Raw genomic sequence first — 22,893 nt, 5'->3', positions numbered from 1 at the left:
GCCGTGGTCCGTCCTTCCTCGCCTTCATCGAGCCCCGTGCACCCCGCGCCGCGCCGTCCGCGCTGGCGCGGCCGGTTGCGCCCGGTGCTCATGGCTGCGCCCATCGTCATCCTGCTGATGGTGATGCTGGTGTATCCGGTCGGCCAGTTGCTGCTGTTGAGCATTCGTGGCGAAGCCGGTTTCACGCTCGCCGAATATCAGCGGCTGTTCGCCTCGTCGGTGTATGTCGAGGTGTTGCTCATCACGCTGAAGGTGTCGCTCTACACCACCTTCTTCGCGGTGCTCACCGGTTACCCGATCGCCTACCGGCTCTCGACGCTGACCGGCGCGCGCAAGCAGCGTCTGCTGTTCTGGGTGCTGCTCTCGTTCTGGACGAGCTTTCTCGTGCGCACCTTCGCATGGGTCGTGCTGCTCGGCCGTAACGGTGTGGTCAATCGCACGCTGATGGATCTGGGCATCATCGACGCCCCGCTGTCGCTGCTCTATAACTTCCCGTCGGTGATCGTCGGCATGGTGCATGCGCTCATGCCGCTGGCTGTGCTCACCATGCTCTCGGTGATGGAGAACATCGACCGTCGCCTGCCGAGCGCCGCATCGACGCTGGGTGCACGCCCGGGCACGGTGTTCTGGCGGGTGTATTTCCCGTTGTCACTGCCGGGTGTGGCTGCCGGTGCGTTGATGGTGTTCGTCACGTCGATCGGCTTCTTCATTACGCCGACGCTGCTGGGCGGACGTCACGAAACGATGATCACGCAGCTCATCATCGATCAGGTGATGCAGGCGCTGAACTGGGGCTTTGCGGGCGCGATTTCCGTGCTGCTGCTCGCTGTGGTGCTGGTGGTGTTCTTCATCTACGACCGCATGGTCGGGCTCTCGACGATGGCCGGTGGCGCGGGCGACAGCAAGCCGGGCAAGCGCCGTGGCGGCTGGACTCGCGTGCTGGGCGAGCACGTGCTGGCGGCGCTGGGTAACGTTACCGATCTGCTGTTGCGTGCGTTGCCACGCAGCCGCAGTGCGCAGGGCGATGGGCTTGGCTTGCGTATTGTGGTGTTCCTGCTGATCGTGTTCCTCGCGGCGCCCGCGATGCTGATGATTCCGATCTCGTTCGATTCGGCATCGGGCCTGACGTGGCCGCCCAAGGGCTTCTCGTTGCAGTGGTACCAGATGATCTGGGATTCGCCGCTGTGGATGCAGGCGATCACGCGCTCGATGCTCGTCGGTATCGGCGCTGGGGTGCTGTCGATGCTGATCGGCACGCCGGCGGCGTTCCTGCTGGTGCGCGGCGGCATGCGAGGCAAGGCGGGCATGCTGGCGTTCGTTCTGGCACCGATTGTCGTGCCGCGCATGATTCTGGCCGTGGGCGTGTTCTATTTCTTCGCCAAGATCGGTCTGGTCGGATCGAGCATCGGGCTGACGATTGCCCACACCGTGGTGGCCGTGCCGTATGTCGTCATCACGATGATGGCGGTGCTGCGCAACTACGACACGCGTCTCGATCTGGCGGCTTACAGCCTGGGGGCCCGCCCGTGGGCGACGCTGCGCCGCGTGACCTTCCCGATTCTGGGGGCCGGCCTGCTGTCGTCGTTCCTGTTCGCGTTCGCTACGTCGTTCGACGAACTCACGATTGCGCTGTTCAGCTCGGGCGGTCTGTCGACCACCTTGCCCAAGCAGTTCTGGGACGAGATCACGATGCAGATTTCGCCGGTGATCGCCGCCGTCTCGACCTGCCTGTTCCTCTTCATTGCCGCACTGATCTGGGTGGCCGAGCGGCTGCGCCGTCGCAGCCTGACGACCGCCCCCGCCGAGGCTGCCTGATCCATTGCCGAGGCGTCGCGGGTTGCCCCGTGATGCCTTGGCGGTGCAGTCAACCGATTGATCCGATTCACGCTTGATGGACGTAAAACTCATGCTTCGCTCTGCACAACTCAAAGGCATTCTGCCGGCCATTCCCACGCCGGTGCATGCCGACGACACGATTCACACCGATGCGGCGCGCGCCCTGCTGCGCTACCTGCTGGGGCAGGGCATCGACGGTGTGGTGCCGCTGGGCGGCACCGGTGAATACGGGGCCCTCTCGCGCGCCGAGCGCGTGCGCATGGCCGAACTCACGGCACAGGAAGTCGAAGGCCGCGATGTGCCGGTGATTGCCGGCGTGCTCGATCCCGGCTATCACGACGCGATTGCCGCTGGCCGCGACTTTGCCGCCGCCGGTGTCGATGGCCTGCTGGTGCTCACGCCGTACTACACCAACCCGACGCAAGCCGGCATTCGCGATTACTTCCTGCGTTACGCCGACGAGTCGCCGGTGCCCATCCTGATTTACGAAATTCCGTATCGCACGCGCATCGCCATTGCCCCGGAAGTGCTGCATGAGCTCTCGCGCCACGAAAACATCATCGGCATGAAGGCGTGCAACACCGACATGTGGCATTTCCTGCGCACGGTGGCCGGTGTCGATGAATCGTTTGCGGTGTTGAGCGGCGAAGACTCGCTGTTCCCGCTGCATGTCGCAGCAGGCGCGCGCGGTGGCATCGTCGTGACGGCGTCGCTGTTGCCCACCGCGTGGCAGCGCATCTTCACGCTGGCCTCCGAAGGCAAGACGGCCGAGGCGATTGCGCTGCACCGCTCGCTGATTCCGCTGATGAATCTGGCGTTTGCCGAGACCAATCCGGGTCCGATGAAGTCGGTGATGGATCTGATCGGCGTCGATGCGCCCGCGATGCTCGCACCGCTGGTGCAAGCCGCACCGGCGCTGTCAGCCGACCTGCGCACGGAACTGAAGAAGCAACTGGCGATTTTCGAAGTACGTTAATCGCCAGGCGGTCATCGCGAAAGGGTTACCGCCGGAAGGTCGAGAGCCGCGACTTCGAGATCGAGGTCGCGGCCACTTGAATGTGCGGGGCGAGTTCGGCTTCGACACGTTCGCGCGACCAGCGCGACGTCGGCACAGAGATGTTGATGGCCGCCACGGCGTGGCCGTCGTGATCGGTGATGGGGGCGGCGACCGAAATGTCGCCCATGACCGTCTCGTTCTCGACGATGGCGTAGCCGCGCCGGGCCGTCAGTTGAATCCGGTCGATCAGCTTCTTCTCGTCGGTGAGCGTGTACGGCGTCATCGGTTCGAGCGACGTGCTGGCGAGTATTTCGCGCACACGCACATCGGGCAGGCGCGACAGGATGGCGATACCCGACGCGGTGAACATGGCCGGCAGGCGCGCGCCCACCACGATATCGATGTTCACCAGATGCTGACCGGGGAAGCGGGCGACGAACACGATTTCGTGGCCGTCGAGTTCCTGAAGGTTGGTCGTCTCGCCGACGCGGCGGCTGATGTCGAGCAGATACGGCGATGCCTTGTCGACCAGCTCGTTCGCACGAATGTAGTTGTACGAGAACTGCAACACCTTGGTCGTCAGGCCGTAGGTGCGGGTCTCGGGCACGCGAAAGAGATAACCCAAGGCTTCGAGCGTATGCACGAGCCGCTGGGTGGCGCTGCGGTCCAGATCGGCCGCCTTGGCGATGTCGCTGAGCGTCATGTAACGCGCCGGGCCGTCGAAGGCGTGCAGTACCTGAAACGTTTTTTCGGTCGAGCCGACGAACAGCGTCGAGCGCGTGGCGTCCCGTCCGGTTTTGGCATCGGTCTTTGCGGTCTTGTCGTTCGACGGGGCGGGCAGGCGCGGCATGAGCGGTTCGTGAGTGTGCGTATTGTAATGATTGTGATTGTAATGCAATTGTTTATGAGCAAGTCATGAGAATAGGGGGAGGCATGGCCGCGTTTTCCTGCGTGGACGATTACCGGAGTGCTGCGCAGCGGCGGTTGGCGAAGATCGCGTTCGACTATCTGGAGGGCGGGGCGGAAGACGGTCATGCGCTGCGCCGCAATCGCGACGCGTTCGCCCAATGGGGCTTTTGCCCGCGTGTGCTCACCGATACGTCGCAAGTCTCGAGTGCCACCACCTTCTGGGGGCGCGAGGCAGCGGCCCCGATGGCCGTGGGGCCGACCGGCCTGAACGGGCTGTTCTGGCCGCGCGCAGACGAATTGCTCGCGCGTGCAGCGGCCGATGCCGGTTTGCCGTTCGTGCTGTCGACGGCCTCCACGTCATTGCTCGAAGACGTGCGCGCGGCAGTGCCCGATGGCGAACTGTGGCTGCAACTCTATGTACAGCAAGACCGCAGCATCGCCGAGAGCATGATGCGGCGCGCTCGCGAGGCGGGGTATCGCACGTTATTGCTGACCGTCGACACCCCCGTACACGGCAAGCGCGATCACGACACGCGTAATGGCTTCAAGCTGCCGCTGCGTTTCACGCCGAAGCTGGTGGCCGATTGCCTGCGCCATCCCCATTGGAGTTGGCAGATGCTGGCCAACGGCGCGCCGCAACTGCGCAACATCGCCCAGAGCGTGGGTGAGCGCGCCGATCTGGCCCGTCACGCCGCCATGTTGAGCCGTCAGATGGACCTGTCGCTCGGTTGGGACGATCTGACGTGGGTGCGGCGTCACTGGCCGGGCGAAGTGCTCGTCAAGGGCATTCTGACGGCGGAAGACGCCAAACTCGCGCAGGCCTACGGCGCGGACGGCATCGTAGTGTCGAACCACGGCGGCCGGCAATTAGGCAACACGCTGGCCCCGATCGAGGCGCTCACCCCGATCGTCGAGGCGGTGAACGGGCGGGGACGGCATCTCGACGTGTTCGTGGATGGCGGCGTGCGGCGCGGTGCCGATGTTGCCAAGGCGGTGGCCTTGGGGGCGAAGGGCGTGCTGCTGGGGCGTGCCCCGTTGTATGGCGTGGCAGCCCGTGGCGGTGCGGGCGCGGCCGACGTGCTCGCGATGTTGCTGGGCGAGTTGCGCACGACGATGCAACTGCTGGGTTGCGCGCAAGTGGGTGCACTCGCGCCCCAGTGCGTGGCGCGGCTGCCGGCGCTTGGGGCAAACCCGCTATAATGTTTCGCGCCCGAATACCCTCGGGCGGCGCGGCATCCGGCAGGTGAGCGGGGCAAGTGCGTCGCGCGGCGGTATGCCATCTTTCATACACAGGAACGTCATCATGAGCTTCAACCACGTGCCGGCCGGCAAGGATATTCCCACCGATTTCAACGTCATCATCGAGATCCCGGCGCAAAGCGACCCGGTGAAGTACGAAGCTGACAAGGACCTGGGCCTGCTGGTCGTCGACCGCTTCATCGGCACGGGCATGCGCTACCCGGCCAACTACGGTTTCATTCCGCAGACGCTGGCTGGCGACGGCGACCCCGTCGACGCACTGGTCATCACCCCGTTCCCGCTGCTGGCTGGCTCGATCGTGCGCTGCCGCGCGCTGGGCATGCTGAACATGACCGACGAGTCGGGCGTGGATGCCAAGCTGGTGGTCGTGCCGGTCGACAAGATCTGCCCGATGACCGCGCACCTGAAGTCGATCGACGACGTGCCGGGCTACCTGAAGGACCAGATCAAGCACTTCTTCGAGAACTACAAGGCGCTCGAGAAGGGCAAGTGGGTGAAGATCGAAGGCTGGGAAGGCATCGATGCCGCCCACAAGGAAATCGTCGACGGCGTGGCCAACGCCAAGAAGTAAGCGGTTTTCGTAAGCGATTTTCGGCTTGCGACATCGTGGTCACGGTTGCCGTGGCGGCCATGGCCCGATGTCATCGAAACCCGGCATGATTGCCGGGTTTTTTGTTGCCCGCTGAAAGCCCGCCGGGGCGTCGCGTGAACGCAGCGCGACGGTGGTGCCTGAAAGCTTCGCCGAGTTCGGCGACAATGACGGGCAGTCCGGCAGCGACTTCTCGCCGGCGGCTTCGCGAACGAGGTGACGGGTGAGCAGCGACGTAGTGATTCGGGTAGTCCAATCGATTGAAGACGTGCCGGCTGACCAGTGGAACGCGCTCGCCGGCAGCAATCCCTTCGTGCAGCACGCGTTTTTGCACGCCATGCATACCAGCGGCTGTGCCAGCAAGGGCACCGGCTGGCAGCCGGCCTATCTGCTCATGTACGCGGGCGACACGCTTGCCGGGGCCATGCCGCTGTACGTCAAGTCGCACTCGCGCGGCGAATACGTGTTCGACCACGCGTGGGCCGACGCTTTTGCGCGTCACGGGCTGCGCTACTACCCCAAGCTGCTCTCGGCCGTGCCGTTCTCGCCGGTGACGGGGCCGCGCTTGTTGGCGCGCACGCATGCCGACCGGGTGGCGCTCGCCCGTGGGGCGATTGCGTTTGCCAAGCAGTTGGACGTTTCGTCCATTCACGTGCTCTTCACGCACGAGGACGATCTGGCTGCGCTTACCGAGGCGGGCTACATGCTGCGCGAGGGCGTGCAGTTCCATTGGGAGAATCAGGACTTCGCCACGTTCGACGACTTCCTTGCGCAGATGAATCAGGAGAAGCGCAAGAAGCTGAGGCAGGACCGGCGGCGTGTGCGCGAGGCAGGGGTGACCTATCGCTGGCTGCGCGGTGCCGACATCGACGACGCGGCGCTCGATTTCTTCTACCAATGCTACGAAAACACCTATCGCGAGCATTGGAACGCGCCGTATCTGTCGCGTGAATTCTTCGCGCAGGTGCATGCCACGATGCCCGGCACGCTGCTGCTCGTGATGGCGATGCGTGATGACGCACCGCTGGCGTGTGCGCTCAACGTGGTGACGCACGACACGATGTTCGGGCGCTACTGGGGCACGACGGATTTCGTCTCCGGCATGCACTTCGAGACGTGCTACGCGCAGGGCATCGAGTACTGCATCGTGCACGGGTTGCGCAGTTTCGAGGGCGGGGCACAGGGCGTGCATAAAATGTCGCGCGGGTTGTTGCCCACGCCGACGTGGTCGGCCCACTGGATCGGCGACGCGCGGTTTGCCGACGCGATTGCCGAGTTTCTCGATGCCGAGACCTCGGCCATGGACGAGCATATTGGCGAGTTGGAAGCGCATACGCCTTTCAAGCGCACGTAATATACTGGCGATCTGACCGCCCGCCGGTCGCGCCGGGCCTGCCAGCCTGCCGCTGCACCGGCCCACGAGCGATGCATGGGTAGCCGCCGACATGACCAACCGATTTCTCAATCTCTATAACCACGATTTCGCGCGCGTCGCCGTTGGCGTGCCGCAATGCCGCGTCGCCGACCCGGCGTTCAACGCCCAGCAGACCATCGCACTGGCCCGCGAAGCCGATGCCCAAGGCGCCGTGCTGGTGGCGTTCCCCGAGTTGGGGATTCCCGCGTATAGCTGCGAAGACCTGTTCCAACAGCGCGCACTGCTCGACGCGTGCGATGCCGCGCTTGCCGAGATCGTTGCTGCGAGCCGCGAACTGGGTGCCGCGCTCATCGTCGGCATGCCGGTGCGTGTGCAACAGCGCTTGTTCAACTGCGCGGTCGTTGTCGCGCGTGGACGCATTCACGGCGTGGTGCCCAAGACGTATCTGCCGAACTACAGCGAGTTTTACGAAGCCCGCCAGTTCAACGCCGCCGACGACGCGGGGGTGGATTCGGTCACCTTGCTCGGTCACGACGTCCCCTTCGGTGCCCTGATTTTCGAAGCCGCCGACCAGCCGCTGCTGCGCTTTCACTGCGAAATCTGCGAAGACGTCTGGGTGCCGGTGCCGCCGTCGTCGTTTGCCGCGCTCGCGGGCGCGACGGTACTCGTCAACCTGTCGGCGTCGAACGTCGTGGTCGGCAAGTCGGCGTACCGTCATCAACTTGTCGGTCAGCAGTCGGCGCGCTGTCTGGCGGCGTATCTGTACACGTCGGCCGGGCAGGGCGAATCGACGACCGATCTCGCGTGGGACGGACAGGCACTCATCTACGAGAACGGCGACATGCTGGCCGAGTCGGCCCGCTTCGCCAGCGAGTCGCACCTGATTTACGCGGACGTCGATCTGGAGCGCCTCGCCCGCGAGCGCATGCACCAGACCACGTTCGGCGTGTCGGTGCGGCGTCATGCCGACGAAGTGGCGCGATTCCGGACCATCAAGGTCGACGTCACGATGCCGCGAGATGCCGAGCTGCCGCTCGCACGTGCCATCGGCCGTTTTCCGTATGTGCCGGCTGACCCGCGTTTGCGCGACGAGCGCTGCCACGAGGTCTACAACATTCAGGTGCAGGCGCTGATGCAGCGTCTTGCGTCGTCGAAGATCCAGAAGGTGGTCATCGGCGTGTCGGGCGGCCTCGACTCCACGCACGCGTTGCTCGTGTGCGCAAAGGTCATGGACCGGCTTGGGCTGCCGCGCACGAACATCCTCGCCTACACGATGCCGGGGTTCGCGACGAGCGAGCGCACGCTGCGTCAGGCGCGCGAGTTGATGGAAGCCGTGGGCTGCACGGCGCGCGAGATCGACATCCGCCCGAGTTGCATGCAGATGTTGAAGGACCTCGACCATCCGTTTGCGAACGGGCAGGAAGTCTACGACGTCACGTTCGAGAACGTGCAGGCAGGCGAGAGAACCAACCATCTGTTCCGTCTGGCCAACCACCTCGGTGCCATTGTTATCGGCACGGGCGATCTGAGCGAGCTTGCGCTGGGCTGGTGTACCTACGGGGTGGGCGATCACATGTCGCACTACAACGTGAACGCCAGCGTGCCGAAGACGCTCATCATCCATCTGGTGCGCTGGGTCGCCGAGACGGGGCAACTGAGTCAGTCGGCTGGACAGACGGCACCGGCGAAGGGGGGGAAGGAAGGCAAGGAAGCTGCGGGCCGCCGCAACGTCCTCATCGACATTCTCGAGACCGAAATCAGCCCCGAGCTGGTGCCCGGCAAGGCCAACGGCGCGCCGGAGCAGCGCACCGAGCACTTCATCGGGCCGTACGAGTTGCAGGACTTCAACTTGTACTACACGCTGCGTTTCGGCTATGCGCCGCGCAAGGTGGCATTCCTGTCGTGGAGTGCGTGGCACGACGCGTCGACCGGGCGTTGGCCGGACGAGGGACAGCGCGCCCACAATGCGTACGACATGGTCGCTATAAAGCGCAATCTCCGAATCTTCCTCGACCGGTTCTTCCGCACCAGCCAATTCAAGCGCTCGTGCGTGCCGAATGCGCCGAAGGTCGGCACAGGCGGGTCGCTGTCGCCGCGCGGCGACTGGCGTGCGCCGAGCGATTCGGAATCGGTGGTGTGGCTGGCGGATCTGGACACCGTGCCCGACGATCCGCACGTCTGATGCCTGACGTGAACACGGGCGCGGGGGCGGCGGTTTCGCGCTGTCATCAGCGTGTTGCCGCCGGACCGGTACAATAGGCCAGCGAATTTCCAGAACATTCAAACCAAGATATCGAGGCGACAATGAAACGCGTTACTGCCATCATCAAACCCTTCAAGCTCGACGAAGTGCGTGAAGCCCTGGCCGAAGTCGGCGTGACCGGCCTGACCGTGACGGAAGTGAAGGGCTTTGGCCGCCAGAAGGGGCACACCGAGCTGTATCGTGGCGCGGAATACGTGGTCGACTTCCTGCCGAAGATCAAGATCGAAGTGGTCGTGGGCGCCGCACAGGCCGAGCAGGTCATCGACGCCGTGCTGGGCGCGGCGCGCACCGGCAAGATCGGCGACGGCAAGATCTTCGTGACCGACGTGGAGCGCGTGATCCGCATCCGTACCGGTGAAGAGGGTGAGCAGGCCGTATAAGGTCTGTGGCGATACCGTCGAGCGGACGGCATCAGCAAGCTACTGCTAAGGCATCAGCAAGACATGACGAAGGGCGAGGCTGCGAGTGCAGCGTCGCCCTTTGGCGTTTCTGGTGTGGTTTTCCAGTGCGGTCCTGTGGCGCGCCCGGCTACTCGGCCTTCAGCCGGACGTCGAACGCGACCGTGATCAAGCGGACAAAGATCACCGAGAGGGCGCTGATCGAAAGCGTGTAAACGGGATCGAGATCGGCGTAAGTCAGCGCGATGTAGATCCATCCGCCGATAAACGCGCATACCGCATATGGGCGCGTATCGCGCAGCACGAGCGGTACCTCGTTACAAAGAATGTCGCGCATCACGCCGCCGCCCACCCCGGTGATCACACCCATCATCACCGACATGAATGGCGACATGCCGGTCTGAAGCGCCAGCGACGTGCCCGATGCGCTGAACGTCCCGAGCCCGATCGCGTCAGTGATGAGCAGCACACGCTCGGTGGCCACGCGCGAGACGAGCCGCAGCACGCCCGACGTCGAGAGCGAGAGAATGAGAATGATGATGGTGTACCACTGATGCTGCACCCAGTAGAAAGGGCGGTGGTCGAGCAGGACGTCGCGCAGGGTACCGCCGCCGAAGGCAGTGGCGAAGGCCAGCACGAACGCGCCGACCGGGTCGAGATGCTGTTTGCGGGCTTCGGCGAAACCTGAGATGGCGCACGACAATACGGCGATGGCCTCGGTGATGGCCAGAATCGTATGGAGCTGACTGCTCATCTCATGAATCATCGGCGAATCCTTCGGGTGAAACGTCGTGATTGGTGTCGTGACAAGCGTCGTAACAAGCGTCGAAACTGACGTTGAGACGGTGCGGCGGGGGCGTGCCCCGCCGGGGTCAGTAGCCCGCGCGCGGCGATCGGCCCGGCGAAGGCTGTAGCAATACTACCAGTGCGCCGCTGCCGCCGTCGCGTCCTTGTGCCTGCGCCCATGCCAGCACTTCGTTCTTCTGCGCGAGCCAGCTGCGCACTTTTTCCTTGAGCACCGGTTCGCGTCCCACTGAGCCCAGCCCTTTGCCGTGGATCACGCGCACGCAGCGCAGGCCGCGTTTGACGGCATCGTGCAGGAAGGCGGAGAGGGCTTCGCGGGCTTCGTCGCGGCGTAAGCCGTGCAAATCGACCTGCGCCTGCACCACCCAGTCGCCGCGCTGGAGCTTGAGCAGGGTGTCCTGACTGATGCCCGGGCGACGGTACGACAGGCGGTCGTCCGTATCGAGCAGCGCTTCGGGATCGAATTCGTCCGACAGCGATTCGTAGAGTACGGCGGCTTCGTCTTCCTGCGTCTGGCGGGCAACGGGAGCCGGCGGCTGACGCGGGTGTTCTACGCGATCGACCGAACGCTTGCGGGCAATCGGAGCAATGTCGCCGATGCTGTCGCGAAACACGTTGGCGTCGCGCTCGGCTTGTGCGGCGCGTTTGGCGGCCTCGATACGCTCGGCTTCGCGGGCGGCGGTTTCCTTCGCGAGAGTGTCGCGCAGGCCGGCGAGGTCGTTGAGGCTGAGCTTGGGGGGCTTCTTGCTCATGAGATGTCGGAGTCGGGTACCACCCGGGGTGCCCGGGCGGTACCGTCGGTCAGCGCTGACTAAGTGGCGAAGCAACTCGCTAAATAAGTCGCTAAATAAGTCGCCAAGTCGGCTTACTGATCGAGATTTTCGAGGAAACGCTGTGCGTCGAGTGCGGCCATGCAGCCCGTACCGGCGCTGGTGATTGCCTGACGGTACACGTGATCCTGCACGTCGCCGGCGGCAAACACGCCCGGCACGTTGGTGGCCGTGGCGTTGCCGTTCAGGCCGCTGTGCGTGACGATGTAGCCGTTCTTCATCTCGACCTGACCTTCGAAGATATCGGTGTTCGGCTTGTGGCCGATGGCGATGAACACGCCGTGCAGCGCGATGTCTTCCGAAGCGCCGGTCTTGGTGTTCTTGATACGCACGCCGGTCACGCCCGAGTCGTCGCCGGTCACTTCGTCGAGCACGCTGTCGTACTTGAGCTCGACCACGCCTTGCTTGGCCTTCTCGAGCAGACGGTCGATCAGGATCGGCTCGGCGCGGAACTTGTCGCGGCGGTGGATCACGGTGACCTTGCTGGCGATGTTCGACAGGTAGAGCGCTTCTTCCACGGCGGTGTTGCCGCCGCCGACCACGCAGACTTCCTTGCCGCGGTAGAAGAAACCGTCGCAGGTGGCGCAAGCCGACACGCCACGGCCCGAGAACGCTTCTTCCGACGGCAGGCCGAGGTACTGCGCCGAGGCGCCGGTCGCGATGATCAGGGCGTCGGCCGTGTATTCACCCGAGTCGCCGATGAGGCGCAGCGGGCGCTCGGTCAGATGCACCGTGTGAATGTGGTCGAAGATGATTTCGGTGTTGAAGTGCTCGGCGTGAGCCTGCATGCGGGCCATCAGTTCGGGGCCTTGCACGCCGGTCGGGTCGCCGGGCCAGTTCTCGACGTCGGTGGTGGTCATCAATTGACCGCCTTGGGCGATACCGGTGATCAGCACAGGCTTGAGGTTGGCGCGTGCGGCGTAGACGGCGGCGCTGTAGCCGGCGGGGCCGGAACCGAGAATCAGGACTTTAGCGTGCTTGGCAGCGGACATGGACGAACTCACCGTAAATGGGCGTTGGGGGCTGGCGACGTATTCCGTGCGCCCCAGGGGCCGCAGCGCGCCAGCCAGCGGGTGGCTGAGGCGGATCGGCGGGCGCAGGGAATCGGCGCAATCCGTCATTATAAAGGGCCGGCGTCGTTTCGTTGATGGAGCCTCGCAATCGGTCCGATAGCCCCGGGCAGGGCGTCCGGCGGGAGGCTGGTCAACGTTTGGCCGACGATCGGTGGCCTTCCGGCGGGCGTTCAGCGGGCGTTCAGCGTTACCCCTTGTCACCTTTTCGTGCATTAAGCGTTGTAATAGTTGTTTAGAATGGAGGCTTGCCGCGCGGCAGGCCGCCCGTCTGCCCGCCCAACCAACTGGCTTGATGACGACGAAATCTTCCTACTCTGCTGGTGCCGGATCGTCGTTACCCAACCGGGTGACGCATCTTTTCCATGAAATCCGCTGGATGGCGCAAGTCGCGCTGATGGTGTTCCTGTTGATGGCGTTGTTCTCGTACAGCCGTCTGGACCCCAGCTGGACACATGCGGCGCACGTGGAGCGCATCGCCAACTGGGCGGGGCGCGTCGGCGCATGGGTGGCAGATATGCTGCTGCTCATGCTCGGCCTGTCCGCCTACTGGCTGGTCGTATTCATCGCCCGCCGTGTCATCTCCGGCTATCGACGTATCTCTACCAAGCGCGAAGCGCCCCCGCTGCGCGAACGGCTCGCGAGCGGCGGCTGGGTCGAGATCGTCTCCTTCCTGATGGTGCTGCTCGCCAGCGCCGGTGTCGAATCGCTCCGTCTGTACCGCATGAAAGCACAACTGCCGCGTGCCTCGGGCGGTGTGATCGGCGAGACCGTGGGTGGATTCTTCCAGCACGCGCTCGGCTTTACCGGCGGCACGCTCGCACTGTTGCTGATTCTGGCGTTTGGTCTGTCGCTGCTGTTCCATTTCTCGTGGCTGTCGGCGGCTGAAAAGCTCGGTGCGCTGATTCTCGATACCGGCACCGTGATTCGCCGCCGCCGTGAGGCGCGGCAGGACCGTCGTCTGGGTGAAGAAGCGGCCATCGCCCGTGAAGGTGCCGTGGTGCAGAACCGCGTGCGCGCCGACGTGCATGAGCCGGTGCAGATCGTGCCGCCCGTCAAGGTGGTGCCCAAGAGCGAGCGGGTCGAGAAGGAAAAGCAGGCGCCGCTGTTTGCCGACCTGCCCGATTCCATCCTGCCGCCGCTGGCGCTGCTCGACGCCCCGGCGGCTGTGCAGGAGACCGTGTCGGGCGAGACGCTCGAATTCACGTCGCGCCTGATCGAGAAGAAGCTCAAGGATTTTGGCGTCGAAGTGAACGTAGTGGCGGCCTACCCGGGCCCGGTCATTACGCGCTATGAAATCGAGCCGGCCACGGGCGTGAAGGGCAGCCAGATCGTGACGCTGGCGAAGGATCTGGCACGTTCGCTCTCGCTCGTGTCGATTCGCGTGGTCGAGACCATCCCCGGCAAGAATTTCATGGGGCTGGAGCTGCCGAATCCGCGCCGTCAGACCGTTCGTCTGACCGAGATTCTGGGCTCCGAGGTCTATAACGATTCATCGTCGCTGCTGACGCTTGCGCTGGGCAAGGACATCGGCGGCAAGCCCGTCGTGGCCGATCTGGGCAAGATGCCTCACTTGCTGGTGGCCGGTACGACCGGTTCGGGCAAGTCGGTGGGGATCAACGCGATGATTCTGTCGCTGCTCTACAAGGCCACGGCCGAGCAGGTGCGACTCATCCTGATCGACCCGAAGATGCTCGAAATGAGCATGTATGAAGGCATTCAGCATCTGTTGTGCCCGGTCGTGACCGATATGCGTCAGGCGGGGCACGCGTTGAACTGGGTGGTGTCCGAAATGGAGCGCCGCTACAAGCTGATGAGCAAGCTGGGCGTGCGCAACCTCGCGGGCTACAACAACAAGATCGACGAAGCCGCCAAGCGCGAAGAACACATCCCGAACCCGTTCTCGCTGACGCCGGAAGAACCCGAGCCGTTGCAACGTCTGCCGTACATCGTCGTGGTGATCGACGAGTTGGCCGACCTGATGATGGTGGTCGGCAAGAAGGTCGAAGAGTTGATTGCGCGTATTGCGCAGAAGGCGCGTGCGGCCGGTATCCACCTGATTTTGGCGACGCAGCGTCCGTCGGTCGACGTGATTACGGGCCTGATCAAGGCCAACGTGCCGACCCGTGTGGCGTTCCAGGTATCGTCGAAGATCGATTCGCGCACCATTCTCGATCAGCAGGGCGCCGAGACGCTGCTGGGCATGGGCGACATGCTCTACATGCCGCCGGGCACCGGCCTGCCGTTGCGCGTGCACGGGGCGTTCGTGGCCGACGATGAAGTGCATCGCGTGGTACAGCGGCTCAAGGAGCAGGGCGAGGCGAATTACGTCGAGGGCCTGCTCGACGGGGCGATCGAAGGCGAGGACGGTGGCGTCGACGGCGCGGGTGGTGGAACCGGCGAGGGGGGCGGCGAGTCCGACCCTCTGTACGATCAGGCGGTGGCGGTGGTGCTCAAGCAGCGCCGTGCGTCGATCTCACTGGTGCAGCGACATCTGCGCATCGGCTACAACCGGGCCGCGCGGCTGCTCGAACAGATGGAACAGTCCGGCGTCGTGTCGGCGATGGCGAGCAACGGCAACCGGGAAATTCTGGTGCCCAATCGCGAAGGAGAATGAAGAACATGCTGGGATTCAAGCGCAGTTTGCCGCTCATGGCGGGTGTGGTGGGCGTAACGCTGGCGGCGCTGGTCGCACCGGCTTACGCCAGCGGCACGGCGCAACTCAAGGCCTTCGCGGCGCAGGTGAAGTCCGCGCGTGGCGAATTCGAGCAAAAGCAGGTCAAGCAAGGGAAGGACGGCAACGTAGCGGTGTCGAATATGGCATCGGGCACCTTCGAATTCTCGCGCCCGGGCCGCTTTATCTGGCGCTACGTCAAGCCGTACGATCAACTGCTGCAAGCCGACGGCGAGACGCTCTATATCTATGACAAGGACCTGAATCAGGTCACCGAGCGCAAGCTGGGCGCGTCGCTGGGCGCGAGTCCGGCGGCGATTCTCTTCGGCAGCAACGATGTCGAAAAGAACTTCACCCTCAAGGATGCGGGCGTGAAGAACGGCATCGATTGGGTCGAACTCCAGCCGAAATCGCAGGACACGCAGTTCCAGCGCGTGGGCATCGGCTTTCGCGATGGCAACTTGGCCGCGATGGAGCTCTACGATGCATTCGGCAACGTGACGCTGCTGACGTTTGCGAATATGCAGAAGAATCCGCCGATGTCGCCGGACAACTTCAAGTTCACCGTGCCCAAGGGGGCCGACGTGATCAAGGGATGAGCGAACGGCCCCGATGCCGGTGGACTGGCATAATGGGCGTATCCGAAATCTGATCTGCGGCCGGGGATTCCCCGGCCGCACTGCTTCTTACCATGCCAGACGCACCTCTTTCTGCCTCGGTGCCACTTGCCGAGCGCTTGCGCCCCCATACCATTGACGACGTGATCGGCCAGCGCCATCTGCTCGGCAAGGGGAAACCTTTGCGCGTGGCGTTTGAAGCAGGGCGTCCGCATTCGATGATCCTGTGGGGCCCGCCCGGTGTGGGGAAAACCACCCTCGCGCGCCTCATGGCCGACGCGTTCAAGGCGTATTTCATCTCGCTCTCGGCCGTGCTCTCCGGCGTGAAGGATATTCGCGACGCGGTGGAAGCGGCACAGATCCAGCGCGGGCAGGGGCGCCAGACGGTGGTGTTCGTCGACGAGGTGCATCGCTTCAACAAGGCGCAGCAGGATGCTTTCCTGCCGCACGTGGAATCGGGGCTTTTCATCTTCGTGGGTGCTACCACCGAGAACCCGTCGTTCGAAGTGAATGGCGCATTGCTCTCGCGTGCGGCCGTGTACGTGCTCAAGAGTCTGAACGACGACGAACTGGGCGAAATGGTCACGCGCGCGGCGCATGAGCTCGGCGACATCACGTTCACCGACGAGGCGCGTCAGGGGCTGATCGATTCGGCCGACGGCGATGGGCGCAAGCTCTTCAACAACGTGGAAATCGTGGCGCAGGCAGCGACGTCACAGGGGCTCGACACCATCGACGACGCCTTGCTGGCGAGCGTGCTGGCCGAAAACCTGCGCCGCTTCGACAAGGGCGGCGATGCGTTCTACGACCAGATCAGCGCGCTGCACAAGTCGGTGCGCGGCAGTTCGCCCGATGGTGCGCTGTACTGGTTTTGCCGAATGCTCGACGGCGGCGCCGATCCGCGTTACATGGCGCGACGCATTGTGCGCATGGCGTGGGAAGACATCGGGCTGGCCGATCCGCGCGCGGCCCGCATCGCACTGGATGCGGCCGAAACCTACGAACGCCTCGGTACGCCTGAAGGCGAACTGGCGCTGGCGCAGGCGGTGCTTTATCTGGCCGCGGCGCCTAAATCGAACGCCGGCTACAACGCTTACAACCAAGCGCGTGCGTTCGTCAGCAAAGACAAGTCGCGCGGGGTGCCGGTGCATTTGCGTAATGCGCCGACCAAGCTGATGAAGGAACTGGGCTACGGTCACGAGTACCGTTACGCGCATGACGAGCCGGATGGCTATGCCGCTGGCGAGACGTACTTCCCCGACGATCTGCGTGCGCAGCAGTGGTATCGTCCGGTGCCGCGCGGGCTGGAAGGCAAGATTGGCGAGAAACTGAACTGGCTCAAATCGCTCGATGCCGATTGGCGTCGTGCGAATGCCAAGGGGCGCAAAGCGGGGAATGGCACCGATGCGGCACCGCAGACCAAGGCGTCTGGCGGCACGTCTTCCGCGTCCGCACCGCCGTCTTCTGCGCCGGTTTCCGAAAAATCACAACCGGCCGATACCAGCGACGACGAGTGAGTTTGGTAAAATCACCCGCTTGATGCCGTTTTTGGCGCGATGAGCGCGCCGTTTGCGGCCAGAACGAATTTTATGACTCACTGAAGTGAGTCGCTAACGACAGACTTCCCACCATGCTCGACATTCAACTTCTTCGCAAGGATCTCGACGGCGTTGCGGCGCGGCTCAAGGCGCGCGGTTACACGCTGGACGTGGCGACGTTCGCTGCGCTCGAGGCAGAGCGCAAGCAGATCCAGACGCAAACCGAGGAACTGCAAGCCCGCCGCAATGCGCTCTCGAAGCAGGTCGGCATGAAGAAGGGCAAGGGCGAAGATGCCTCGGCCGAAATCGCCGAAGTTGGCGGTATTGCCGACACGCTCAAGGCATCGTCGGTGCGTCTGGAAGAAATCCAAACGCGTATGTCGGACGTGCTGCTCGGCGTGCCGAACCTGCCGCATGAAAGCGTGCCGGTGGGCAACGACGAAACGCAGAACGTGGAAGTGCGCCGCTGGGGCACGCCGCGCGAGTTCGACTTCACGCCGCGCGATCACGTCGATCTGGGCGCCAAGCTGGGTCTCGACTTCGACGCGGCCGCCAAGCTGGCGGGCGCGCGCTTCTCGGTGATGAAGGGCGGCATTGCCCGTCTGCATCGCGCACTGGCGCAGTTCATGCTGGACACGCACACGGGCGAGCACGGTTATACGGAAACGTATGTGCCGTACATCGTGAATGCAGCGTCGATGCGCGGCACGGGCCAACTGCCGAAGTTCGAAGACGACTTGTTCAAGGTGCCGCGCAAGGTGGGCGGTGACGATGGCGAGCGTATCGAGAACTTCTATCTGATCCCGACGGCGGAAGTCTCGCTCACGAATCTGGTGCGTGACGAGTTGCTGACGAACGACGCGTTGCCGATGCGCATGGTCGCGCATACGCCGTGCTTCCGCTCGGAGGCGGGCAGCTACGGCAAGGACACGCGCGGCATGATTCGTCAGCATCAGTTCGACAAGGTCGAGTTGGTGCACGTGGTGCGCCCGGAAGAGTCGTACGACACGCTGGAGATGCTGGTCGGTCACGCCGAAGCGATTCTGAAGAAGCTTGAGCTGCCGTTCCGCACGATCGTGTTGTGCACGGGCGATATGGGTTTTGGTGCAGCCAAGACGTACGACATGGAGGTGTGGATTCCGGCGCAAGGCACGTACCGCGAAATCTCGTCGTGCTCGAACATGGAAAGCTTCCAGGCGCGTCGCATGCAGGCGCGCTTCCGCAATGCGCAGGGCAAGCCGGAACTGGTGCACACGCTGAACGGGTCGGGGCTGGCCGTGGGCCGTGCGTTGGTGGCGGTGATCGAGAACTATCAGAACGCCGATGGTTCGATCACGGTGCCGGACGCGCTGCGTCCGTACATGGGTGGCATTGAACGCCTTGAGCCCGCCGCGTAAAAATTTTCAAAAAAGGGCTTGGCAGTCGAAAAAATTCGGCTATAATCTCTTTCTCGCTGCTTGAGGCCACTCAGGCAGCGACTCAAAGCAGAAAGTGTGCTTGGAGAGGTGGCAGAGTGGTCGAATGCGCCAGACTCGAAATCTGGTGTACGGTTATACCGTACCGTGGGTTCGAATCCCACCCTCTCCGCCAAGCAAACAAATCAGCCCTTGATCATTCAAGGGCTTTTTTGTTTTTGGCGGCACAACCCACGTTTCTGTCCGCGTCTCCGTTGGCCGGTGACGATTGGGCACGTACTGATGGCTCCTCTGAGCCCCATTCGAAAACGATGCACGCTGGTGCTCAATACTCGGGCGGAGCGTTGTTTTTCATCTCGACGGTTCTCGTCTCTGTACCGCTTATACGCTATGGACTCGCCTCGAATTTCGAGCTGAGGCCGCTCAGCGTAGCGCAACTGTTACTGCGCGCTCCCAAGGACCCGAAGCGAATCGACATTTGCGTCGCTTAGCTAAATATTCAGATAAATAATTTGGACTCCATAACGTTTGATGGAAATATTATTTCTCAACGTATCAGCCAATGTGGTTTCTTTACCAGAAATTGGATTGGAGTCAGAGCAAGTGAATATGCCGATCGAACTGCTAGTTGGGCGGCGCCCTCCCTCTATTGCGATGCAATTTGGGGAAACTGCGCAACCGTAAGTGCGCGTCTATGGGGAGAGGGGCTGCTGGATGGTGCGAGCCCGGATGACATTCGGGGGGGGGTGGGTGAATTTTTTGTGTCAAACAGTATTTGAAGTGGTGGTGACTCGTCAGGATAGAAAAGGGATAGTTTGTTAGCCTCAAACATTGAGTGGTGAGATTGTTGGGGTTGCCATCGGATGCGAGTCACATGAAGAGAAATATTAAAGGTGTATTTGATTTGAGGGTGTTTTTGTTCGGGATTTCGGTTTACATAGTAATGTCAATATTCTATATGGAGATGGATGGGTTTTTAAATGAAATTGCATTAATTGTTTTTCTGGATATCATTGTTTTTGGTGTGATTTTGATGATTTTTCGTGGATTTCGAAGGGGTATTTCATTAGTATTTTCCGGTGTGGTGCTTGTTTTTTGGATGCTATTTTTGTCAATTCCTGTTTTGAATTTTGGTGTCGGGGTTAGGCAGTGGGTGCAATTTAAATTCAAAGAGCAAAGTTATATTGCTGAAGTGAGAGGCGGTCGAAAGGAGTGGGACTGGGGGATTGGGGGAGGAGTTCACTATCGGCTAATGTACGATGCGAGCGGTGATGTGAACGGAACTTGGCATAGGCCGGATGAGGAGGATCCATGTGACCGGGTAGTAAAGGCATTTGGGAATTCGTTCTACGTTATCGGTGATTGGTGTCCAGGGATTTTATAATTGATAATTCTAAGTATCTTGTGTTTGGTTGATAGTGATTGGTGCGAATTTATATGATTCTATTTATAAATTAAAAATAAGCTTGATGGGGGTGTTATGTCGAGTGGGGGGGGCTAAAATTTTTCCTAAAGACTCGAATGGGATCTGCATCATTGATCCCGTATCGATTCGGCTGTGTTTTTTCCCGCGGACCATGAGGTAAATGTAGTCATCAGAAATATAAGAAAAATCGCGAAGTAATCCGTGAAGAGAAATTGACAATATTGCCAATATGAGTCGCAAGACGCTGGGGATATCGTGGAGATGCTCCATAGTCAATCGGTACCGCTTGATGGATGGCGCTCACGGGGTGTAACAGAATTGTCGTACTCCGGTGTCATCATCCGTACTTTCCAGAGTTGCGTGCTGCATGGGCGATGGACGCAGGCCGTCCGGTGCGCACCGAGGCTGGCGATCGGCGGCGTGACGCGCCGTTGGTTCGGAAGCCGGGAGCATGCATCTTGCGTCTGTACTTGCTGGGTTTGAGCCGCTATGGCGCGCTGCTTCTGGTGTTGAGCGCGGGGACATTTCCCGCGCGAGGTGCACCGGCCGGCACCGTTACCGGTAAAGACAGTGAGCGCGGACAACCCACGGTGCCGGAACGACCCGCGCAGCAGACGCCCGGGGCCGATGCCGAACCTACGTCCTTCTTCTTCGATATCCCTGCGCAGCCACTGGCCGATGCCCTGCAACGTTACGCCATGATCTCTGGCCGTCCCGCTCTCTTCAGTAGTGCACAGGTGGCCGGCCTGACCTCGTCGCCCGTGCGCGGGGACTTTCCCGCCGACACCGCACTGGAGCGCCTGCTGGCGGGCACCGGTCTCGCCATTCAGCATGCACGCTCGGGGCCCGCAGAGGCTTTCGTCCTCAAAACACTGCCGGCCGAAGCGCTGCATGCGGCCGATGACACCCCCGCCAACGCCTATGCCGGCCGGGTACAGGCGGGCGTCTGGGCGGCGCTTTGCGCCAATGCGCTGACCCGGCCGGGCCAATACCGGACGTTATTGCGCTTCGAGATCGACGCGACCGGCGTCTTGCGTCAGGCACGTCTGCTTACCTCGACCGGGGAGCGCGCCCGCGACGCCGCCGTGCTTCGGGTGCTCGCCAGCGTGCGCGTCGACGGTGCGCCGCCCCACGATCTGGCCCAACCGTTGACGATGGTGCTGTTGCCGCGCGATCCGCATCACGCGGATTCGTCCCCCGTCTGCCGGTCGCCGGGCAAAGAGGGGCATTCATGACGGAGAACGTCGGACCGCTGCCCGAATACCTGACCCGCCACTATCACAATCTGAAGCGGCGCCTCACGCGCCTGCTGGGCAACAGCGATCTGGCGGGCGACGCCTTGCACGACGCCTGGGTCAAGCTCCAAACGCAGGAGCCGACAGCGGGCGAGACAGTGCAGAGCCCGGGCAGCTATCTGGTTCGCGTCGCCGTGAATATCGCGCTCGACGCGCAGCGCAAGCAAAGCCGCTCGCTCTCGTTCGACGAGGTCGATGCGTTGATGCACCTGTCGGATACGGCGCCCGGCCCGGCGCGTGTTGCGGAAGACCGCTCGGAACTCGACGCCCTCATGCAGTTGATGGAGCGGCTGCCCGAACGGCGCCGTCAGGTGCTGCTGCTGGTTCGATGGGAAGGGCTGCCGCAGAAGGCGGTGGCCGAGCGTCTGGGGGTGTCGCTACGCGTCGTCGAGAACGAGCTGCGTCGCGCGCACGATTTTCTGGATGAAAAACTGAAAGCTAAAAAATAGTTGAGGGATTTGTGCGATGCCGTTCGTCCATACACTGGCGGCATCCGACGAAGCGCGGTTCCGCGTTATCGATACCGCTAGATTGCCCGCCTCCGGCAGGGCACCCATGTTGATGCAATGAATACACGCGACACTTCTCCGGCCCCTCTCTCGGACGACCTGCAACGGCAGGCGCGCGTCTGGCTGCGGCTGTTGGATTCCGGCGATGTGACCGAAGTCGACGCGCAAGCCTTCCGACGCTGGCTCGACGCGAGCGCCGATCACAAGCTCGCTTTCAACGAGGTGAAGCACCGCTGGGCGACACTGCGCACGGCAAGCGGCATGTACGTCGAGCGGCATCCGAACGCGATGCCAGCCCCCGCAGCGGTGCCGGCAACGCCACGTCCTGCCTTGCGACAGCGCTCGGCAGGACGTCGCGCGTTCATCGGCGGTGCGCTGACGGTGGGCGCGGCGGCGGCCGTCGCCGGTTTCTATCCGGACGTGCTGCGCCGCGTGATGCCGGACTCGTTGGGCGCCGACGAGCGCACGGCCGTGGGCGAGCAGCGCACGCTGACGCTGGCGTCGCAGACCGTGGTCACGCTCAACACGCAGACCAGCATCCGCCAAGGTATTCAAAACGGCAGGACCGTGAGCGTGACGTTGCTCTCTGGCGAGGCCGCCGTCGATCTGGGGGGCTCGGCCGAGCCGTTCACGGTATCGGCAGGCGTAGGTAGCGCCCGTGCGCAGGACGGGCGCTTCGAAGTCCGCTATCTCGATGGCAAGGCCTGTGTCACATGCATCGACGGCACGGTTCAGGTTTCGCATCCCGCTGGCAAGCGATCCTTGCAGGCGCATCAGCAGGTCGCCTACAACGACCATGTGCTGAGCGATGTCGGCAATGTCAATGCGCTGGCTGTGGCGGCATGGCGTCGTGGCGAACTGGTGTTTGACCAGATTCGTCTTGTCGATGTTGTTGCAGAGATCAATCGCTATCGCTCGGGGCGGGTCGTGCTGGTCAACGAGGCGGCCCGGAACCAACGTGTGACGGGGCGTTTTCGTATCGCCTCGCTCGACGCAGCATTGGCACAACTGGAGAGCACGTTCGATCTGAATGCCAGGTCCTTGCCGGGAGGACTGCTGATTCTGAGCTGACGATCTTGCGTGTCGAA

At 62.8% G+C, this 22,893-nt stretch carries 19 protein-coding genes and 1 tRNA gene; 16 read left to right on the top strand and 4 right to left on the bottom strand.

Annotation, left to right across the window (positions count from 1 at the left end):
- Positions 1-90 precede the first annotated feature (90 nt).
- Together CDV44_RS14560 and CDV44_RS14555 are read left to right on the top strand one after the other, a co-directional pair.
- Positions 91-1,815 (top strand): ABC transporter permease subunit, encoded by a 1,725-nt coding sequence (locus CDV44_RS14560; RefSeq protein WP_087688784.1) that lies wholly within the window; start codon positions 91-93, stop codon positions 1,813-1,815.
- Between the two features lie 91 nt (positions 1,816-1,906).
- Positions 1,907-2,812 (top strand): dihydrodipicolinate synthase family protein, encoded by a 906-nt coding sequence (locus CDV44_RS14555; protein WP_087688783.1) that lies wholly within the window; start codon positions 1,907-1,909, stop codon positions 2,810-2,812.
- 25 nt (positions 2,813-2,837) lie between these two features.
- On the opposite strand, the gene CDV44_RS14550 is transcribed toward CDV44_RS14555, so the two are convergent.
- Entirely contained in the window at positions 2,838-3,683 is an 846-nt protein-coding gene (locus CDV44_RS14550) for an IclR family transcriptional regulator (RefSeq protein ID WP_058375419.1), read from the bottom strand.
- 83 nt (positions 3,684-3,766) lie between these two features.
- Between CDV44_RS14550 and CDV44_RS14545 the strand changes: the two genes are divergently transcribed.
- The 5 genes from CDV44_RS14545 (at position 3,767) to CDV44_RS14525 (ending at position 9,609) form a co-directional block, all read left to right on the top strand.
- The gene (locus CDV44_RS14545) at positions 3,767-4,942 is read left to right on the top strand and encodes an alpha-hydroxy acid oxidase (RefSeq protein WP_087688618.1); all 1,176 of its coding nucleotides are present in this window, start codon (positions 3,767-3,769) and stop codon (positions 4,940-4,942) included.
- Positions 4,943-5,045: 103 nt separating this feature from the next.
- Positions 5,046-5,573 carry an inorganic diphosphatase gene (gene ppa / locus CDV44_RS14540; protein ID WP_058375417.1) on the top strand — a complete coding sequence of 176 codons (528 nt, stop codon included), beginning with the start codon at positions 5,046-5,048 and terminating at the stop codon, positions 5,571-5,573.
- A 241-nt stretch (positions 5,574-5,814) separates the two neighbouring features.
- Positions 5,815-6,945, top strand: coding sequence for a GNAT family N-acetyltransferase (locus CDV44_RS14535; protein WP_087688617.1), 1,131 nt, complete (start codon positions 5,815-5,817; stop codon positions 6,943-6,945).
- 91 nt (positions 6,946-7,036) lie between these two features.
- Positions 7,037-9,148: an NAD(+) synthase gene (locus tag CDV44_RS14530; protein ID WP_087688616.1), complete on the top strand. Its 2,112-nt coding sequence runs from the start codon at positions 7,037-7,039 to the stop codon at positions 9,146-9,148.
- A gap of 122 nt (positions 9,149-9,270) precedes the next feature.
- Positions 9,271-9,609 carry a P-II family nitrogen regulator gene (locus CDV44_RS14525; protein WP_058375414.1) on the top strand — a complete coding sequence of 113 codons (339 nt, stop codon included), beginning with the start codon at positions 9,271-9,273 and terminating at the stop codon, positions 9,607-9,609.
- A gap of 148 nt (positions 9,610-9,757) precedes the next feature.
- Here the strand turns inward: CDV44_RS14525 and CDV44_RS14520 are convergent, their stop codons facing one another.
- From CDV44_RS14520 to trxB, 3 genes are all read right to left on the bottom strand, one after another.
- The gene (locus CDV44_RS14520; protein ID WP_087688782.1) at positions 9,758-10,381 is read right to left on the bottom strand and encodes a trimeric intracellular cation channel family protein; all 624 of its coding nucleotides are present in this window, start codon (positions 10,379-10,381) and stop codon (positions 9,758-9,760) included.
- 118 nt (positions 10,382-10,499) lie between these two features.
- Positions 10,500-11,183 carry a Smr/MutS family protein gene (locus tag CDV44_RS14515; RefSeq protein ID WP_087688615.1) on the bottom strand — a complete coding sequence of 228 codons (684 nt, stop codon included), beginning with the start codon at positions 11,181-11,183 and terminating at the stop codon, positions 10,500-10,502.
- Between the two features lie 113 nt (positions 11,184-11,296).
- A complete protein-coding gene (trxB, locus tag CDV44_RS14510) occupies positions 11,297-12,253 on the bottom strand; it encodes a thioredoxin-disulfide reductase (protein WP_058375412.1) in 957 nt (318 codons plus the stop codon).
- A 373-nt stretch (positions 12,254-12,626) separates the two neighbouring features.
- Between trxB and CDV44_RS14505 the strand changes: the two genes are divergently transcribed.
- The 9 genes from CDV44_RS14505 (at position 12,627) to CDV44_RS14460 (ending at position 22,876) form a co-directional block, all read left to right on the top strand.
- A complete protein-coding gene (locus tag CDV44_RS14505) occupies positions 12,627-14,948 on the top strand; it encodes a DNA translocase FtsK (RefSeq protein ID WP_087688614.1) in 2,322 nt (773 codons plus the stop codon).
- Positions 14,949-14,953: 5 nt separating this feature from the next.
- Positions 14,954-15,604: an outer membrane lipoprotein chaperone LolA gene (gene lolA / locus CDV44_RS14500; protein WP_087688781.1), complete on the top strand. Its 651-nt coding sequence runs from the start codon at positions 14,954-14,956 to the stop codon at positions 15,602-15,604.
- A gap of 92 nt (positions 15,605-15,696) precedes the next feature.
- Positions 15,697-17,139, top strand: coding sequence for a replication-associated recombination protein A (locus CDV44_RS14495; protein WP_087688613.1), 1,443 nt, complete (start codon positions 15,697-15,699; stop codon positions 17,137-17,139).
- A 113-nt stretch (positions 17,140-17,252) separates the two neighbouring features.
- Positions 17,253-18,557, top strand: coding sequence for a serine--tRNA ligase (serS, locus tag CDV44_RS14490; RefSeq protein ID WP_087688612.1), 1,305 nt, complete (start codon positions 17,253-17,255; stop codon positions 18,555-18,557).
- A 102-nt stretch (positions 18,558-18,659) separates the two neighbouring features.
- A tRNA-Ser gene (locus CDV44_RS14485) sits at positions 18,660-18,750 on the top strand.
- A 699-nt stretch (positions 18,751-19,449) separates the two neighbouring features.
- The gene (locus CDV44_RS14475; protein WP_087688610.1) at positions 19,450-19,959 is read left to right on the top strand and encodes a hypothetical protein; all 510 of its coding nucleotides are present in this window, start codon (positions 19,450-19,452) and stop codon (positions 19,957-19,959) included.
- A gap of 500 nt (positions 19,960-20,459) precedes the next feature.
- Positions 20,460-21,236, top strand: coding sequence for a TonB family protein (locus CDV44_RS14470; RefSeq protein ID WP_141118739.1), 777 nt, complete (start codon positions 20,460-20,462; stop codon positions 21,234-21,236).
- On the top strand, positions 21,233-21,745 hold the full coding sequence (locus CDV44_RS14465; protein WP_058375408.1) for an RNA polymerase sigma factor: 513 nt from the start codon (positions 21,233-21,235) through the stop codon (positions 21,743-21,745). The genes CDV44_RS14470 and CDV44_RS14465 overlap by 4 nt, the downstream gene beginning before the upstream one ends.
- Before the next feature lie 117 nt (positions 21,746-21,862).
- Positions 21,863-22,876 carry a FecR domain-containing protein gene (locus tag CDV44_RS14460; RefSeq protein WP_087688608.1) on the top strand — a complete coding sequence of 338 codons (1,014 nt, stop codon included), beginning with the start codon at positions 21,863-21,865 and terminating at the stop codon, positions 22,874-22,876.
- Positions 22,877-22,893: the final 17 nt, after the last annotated feature.

Origin of the sequence: Pandoraea sp. PE-S2R-1 (assembly GCF_002179865.1) — a bacterium.
Lineage (GTDB): Bacteria > Pseudomonadota > Gammaproteobacteria > Burkholderiales > Burkholderiaceae > Pandoraea.
The sequence above is the reverse complement of the archived record's forward strand: the minus strand, read 5'-3'. Positions and strand labels throughout refer to the sequence as shown.

What these genes read in the sequence shown, in the direction of transcription:
- CDV44_RS14545 (WP_087688618.1), top strand. Translation starts at nt 3,767, where the DNA reads ATGGCCGCGTTTTCCTGCGTGGACGATTACCGGAGTGCTGCGCAGCGG.
- trxB (WP_058375412.1), bottom strand. Translation starts at nt 12,253, where the DNA reads ATGTCCGCTGCCAAGCACGCTAAAGTCCTGATTCTCGGTTCCGGCCCC.
- CDV44_RS14555 (WP_087688783.1), top strand. Translation starts at nt 1,907, where the DNA reads ATGCTTCGCTCTGCACAACTCAAAGGCATTCTGCCGGCCATTCCCACG.
- CDV44_RS14515 (WP_087688615.1), bottom strand. Translation starts at nt 11,183, where the DNA reads ATGAGCAAGAAGCCCCCCAAGCTCAGCCTCAACGACCTCGCCGGCCTG.
- CDV44_RS14530 (WP_087688616.1), top strand. Translation starts at nt 7,037, where the DNA reads ATGACCAACCGATTTCTCAATCTCTATAACCACGATTTCGCGCGCGTC.
- CDV44_RS14465 (WP_058375408.1), top strand. Translation starts at nt 21,233, where the DNA reads ATGACGGAGAACGTCGGACCGCTGCCCGAATACCTGACCCGCCACTAT.
- CDV44_RS14460 (WP_087688608.1), top strand. Translation starts at nt 21,863, where the DNA reads ATGAATACACGCGACACTTCTCCGGCCCCTCTCTCGGACGACCTGCAA.
- CDV44_RS14475 (WP_087688610.1), top strand. Translation starts at nt 19,450, where the DNA reads ATGAAGAGAAATATTAAAGGTGTATTTGATTTGAGGGTGTTTTTGTTC.
- lolA (WP_087688781.1), top strand. Translation starts at nt 14,954, where the DNA reads ATGCTGGGATTCAAGCGCAGTTTGCCGCTCATGGCGGGTGTGGTGGGC.
- CDV44_RS14525 (WP_058375414.1), top strand. Translation starts at nt 9,271, where the DNA reads ATGAAACGCGTTACTGCCATCATCAAACCCTTCAAGCTCGACGAAGTG.
- ppa (WP_058375417.1), top strand. Translation starts at nt 5,046, where the DNA reads ATGAGCTTCAACCACGTGCCGGCCGGCAAGGATATTCCCACCGATTTC.
- CDV44_RS14505 (WP_087688614.1), top strand. Translation starts at nt 12,627, where the DNA reads ATGACGACGAAATCTTCCTACTCTGCTGGTGCCGGATCGTCGTTACCC.
- serS (WP_087688612.1), top strand. Translation starts at nt 17,253, where the DNA reads ATGCTCGACATTCAACTTCTTCGCAAGGATCTCGACGGCGTTGCGGCG.
- CDV44_RS14560 (WP_087688784.1), top strand. Translation starts at nt 91, where the DNA reads ATGGCTGCGCCCATCGTCATCCTGCTGATGGTGATGCTGGTGTATCCG.
- CDV44_RS14520 (WP_087688782.1), bottom strand. Translation starts at nt 10,381, where the DNA reads ATGAGCAGTCAGCTCCATACGATTCTGGCCATCACCGAGGCCATCGCC.
- CDV44_RS14550 (WP_058375419.1), bottom strand. Translation starts at nt 3,683, where the DNA reads ATGCCGCGCCTGCCCGCCCCGTCGAACGACAAGACCGCAAAGACCGAT.
- CDV44_RS14495 (WP_087688613.1), top strand. Translation starts at nt 15,697, where the DNA reads ATGCCAGACGCACCTCTTTCTGCCTCGGTGCCACTTGCCGAGCGCTTG.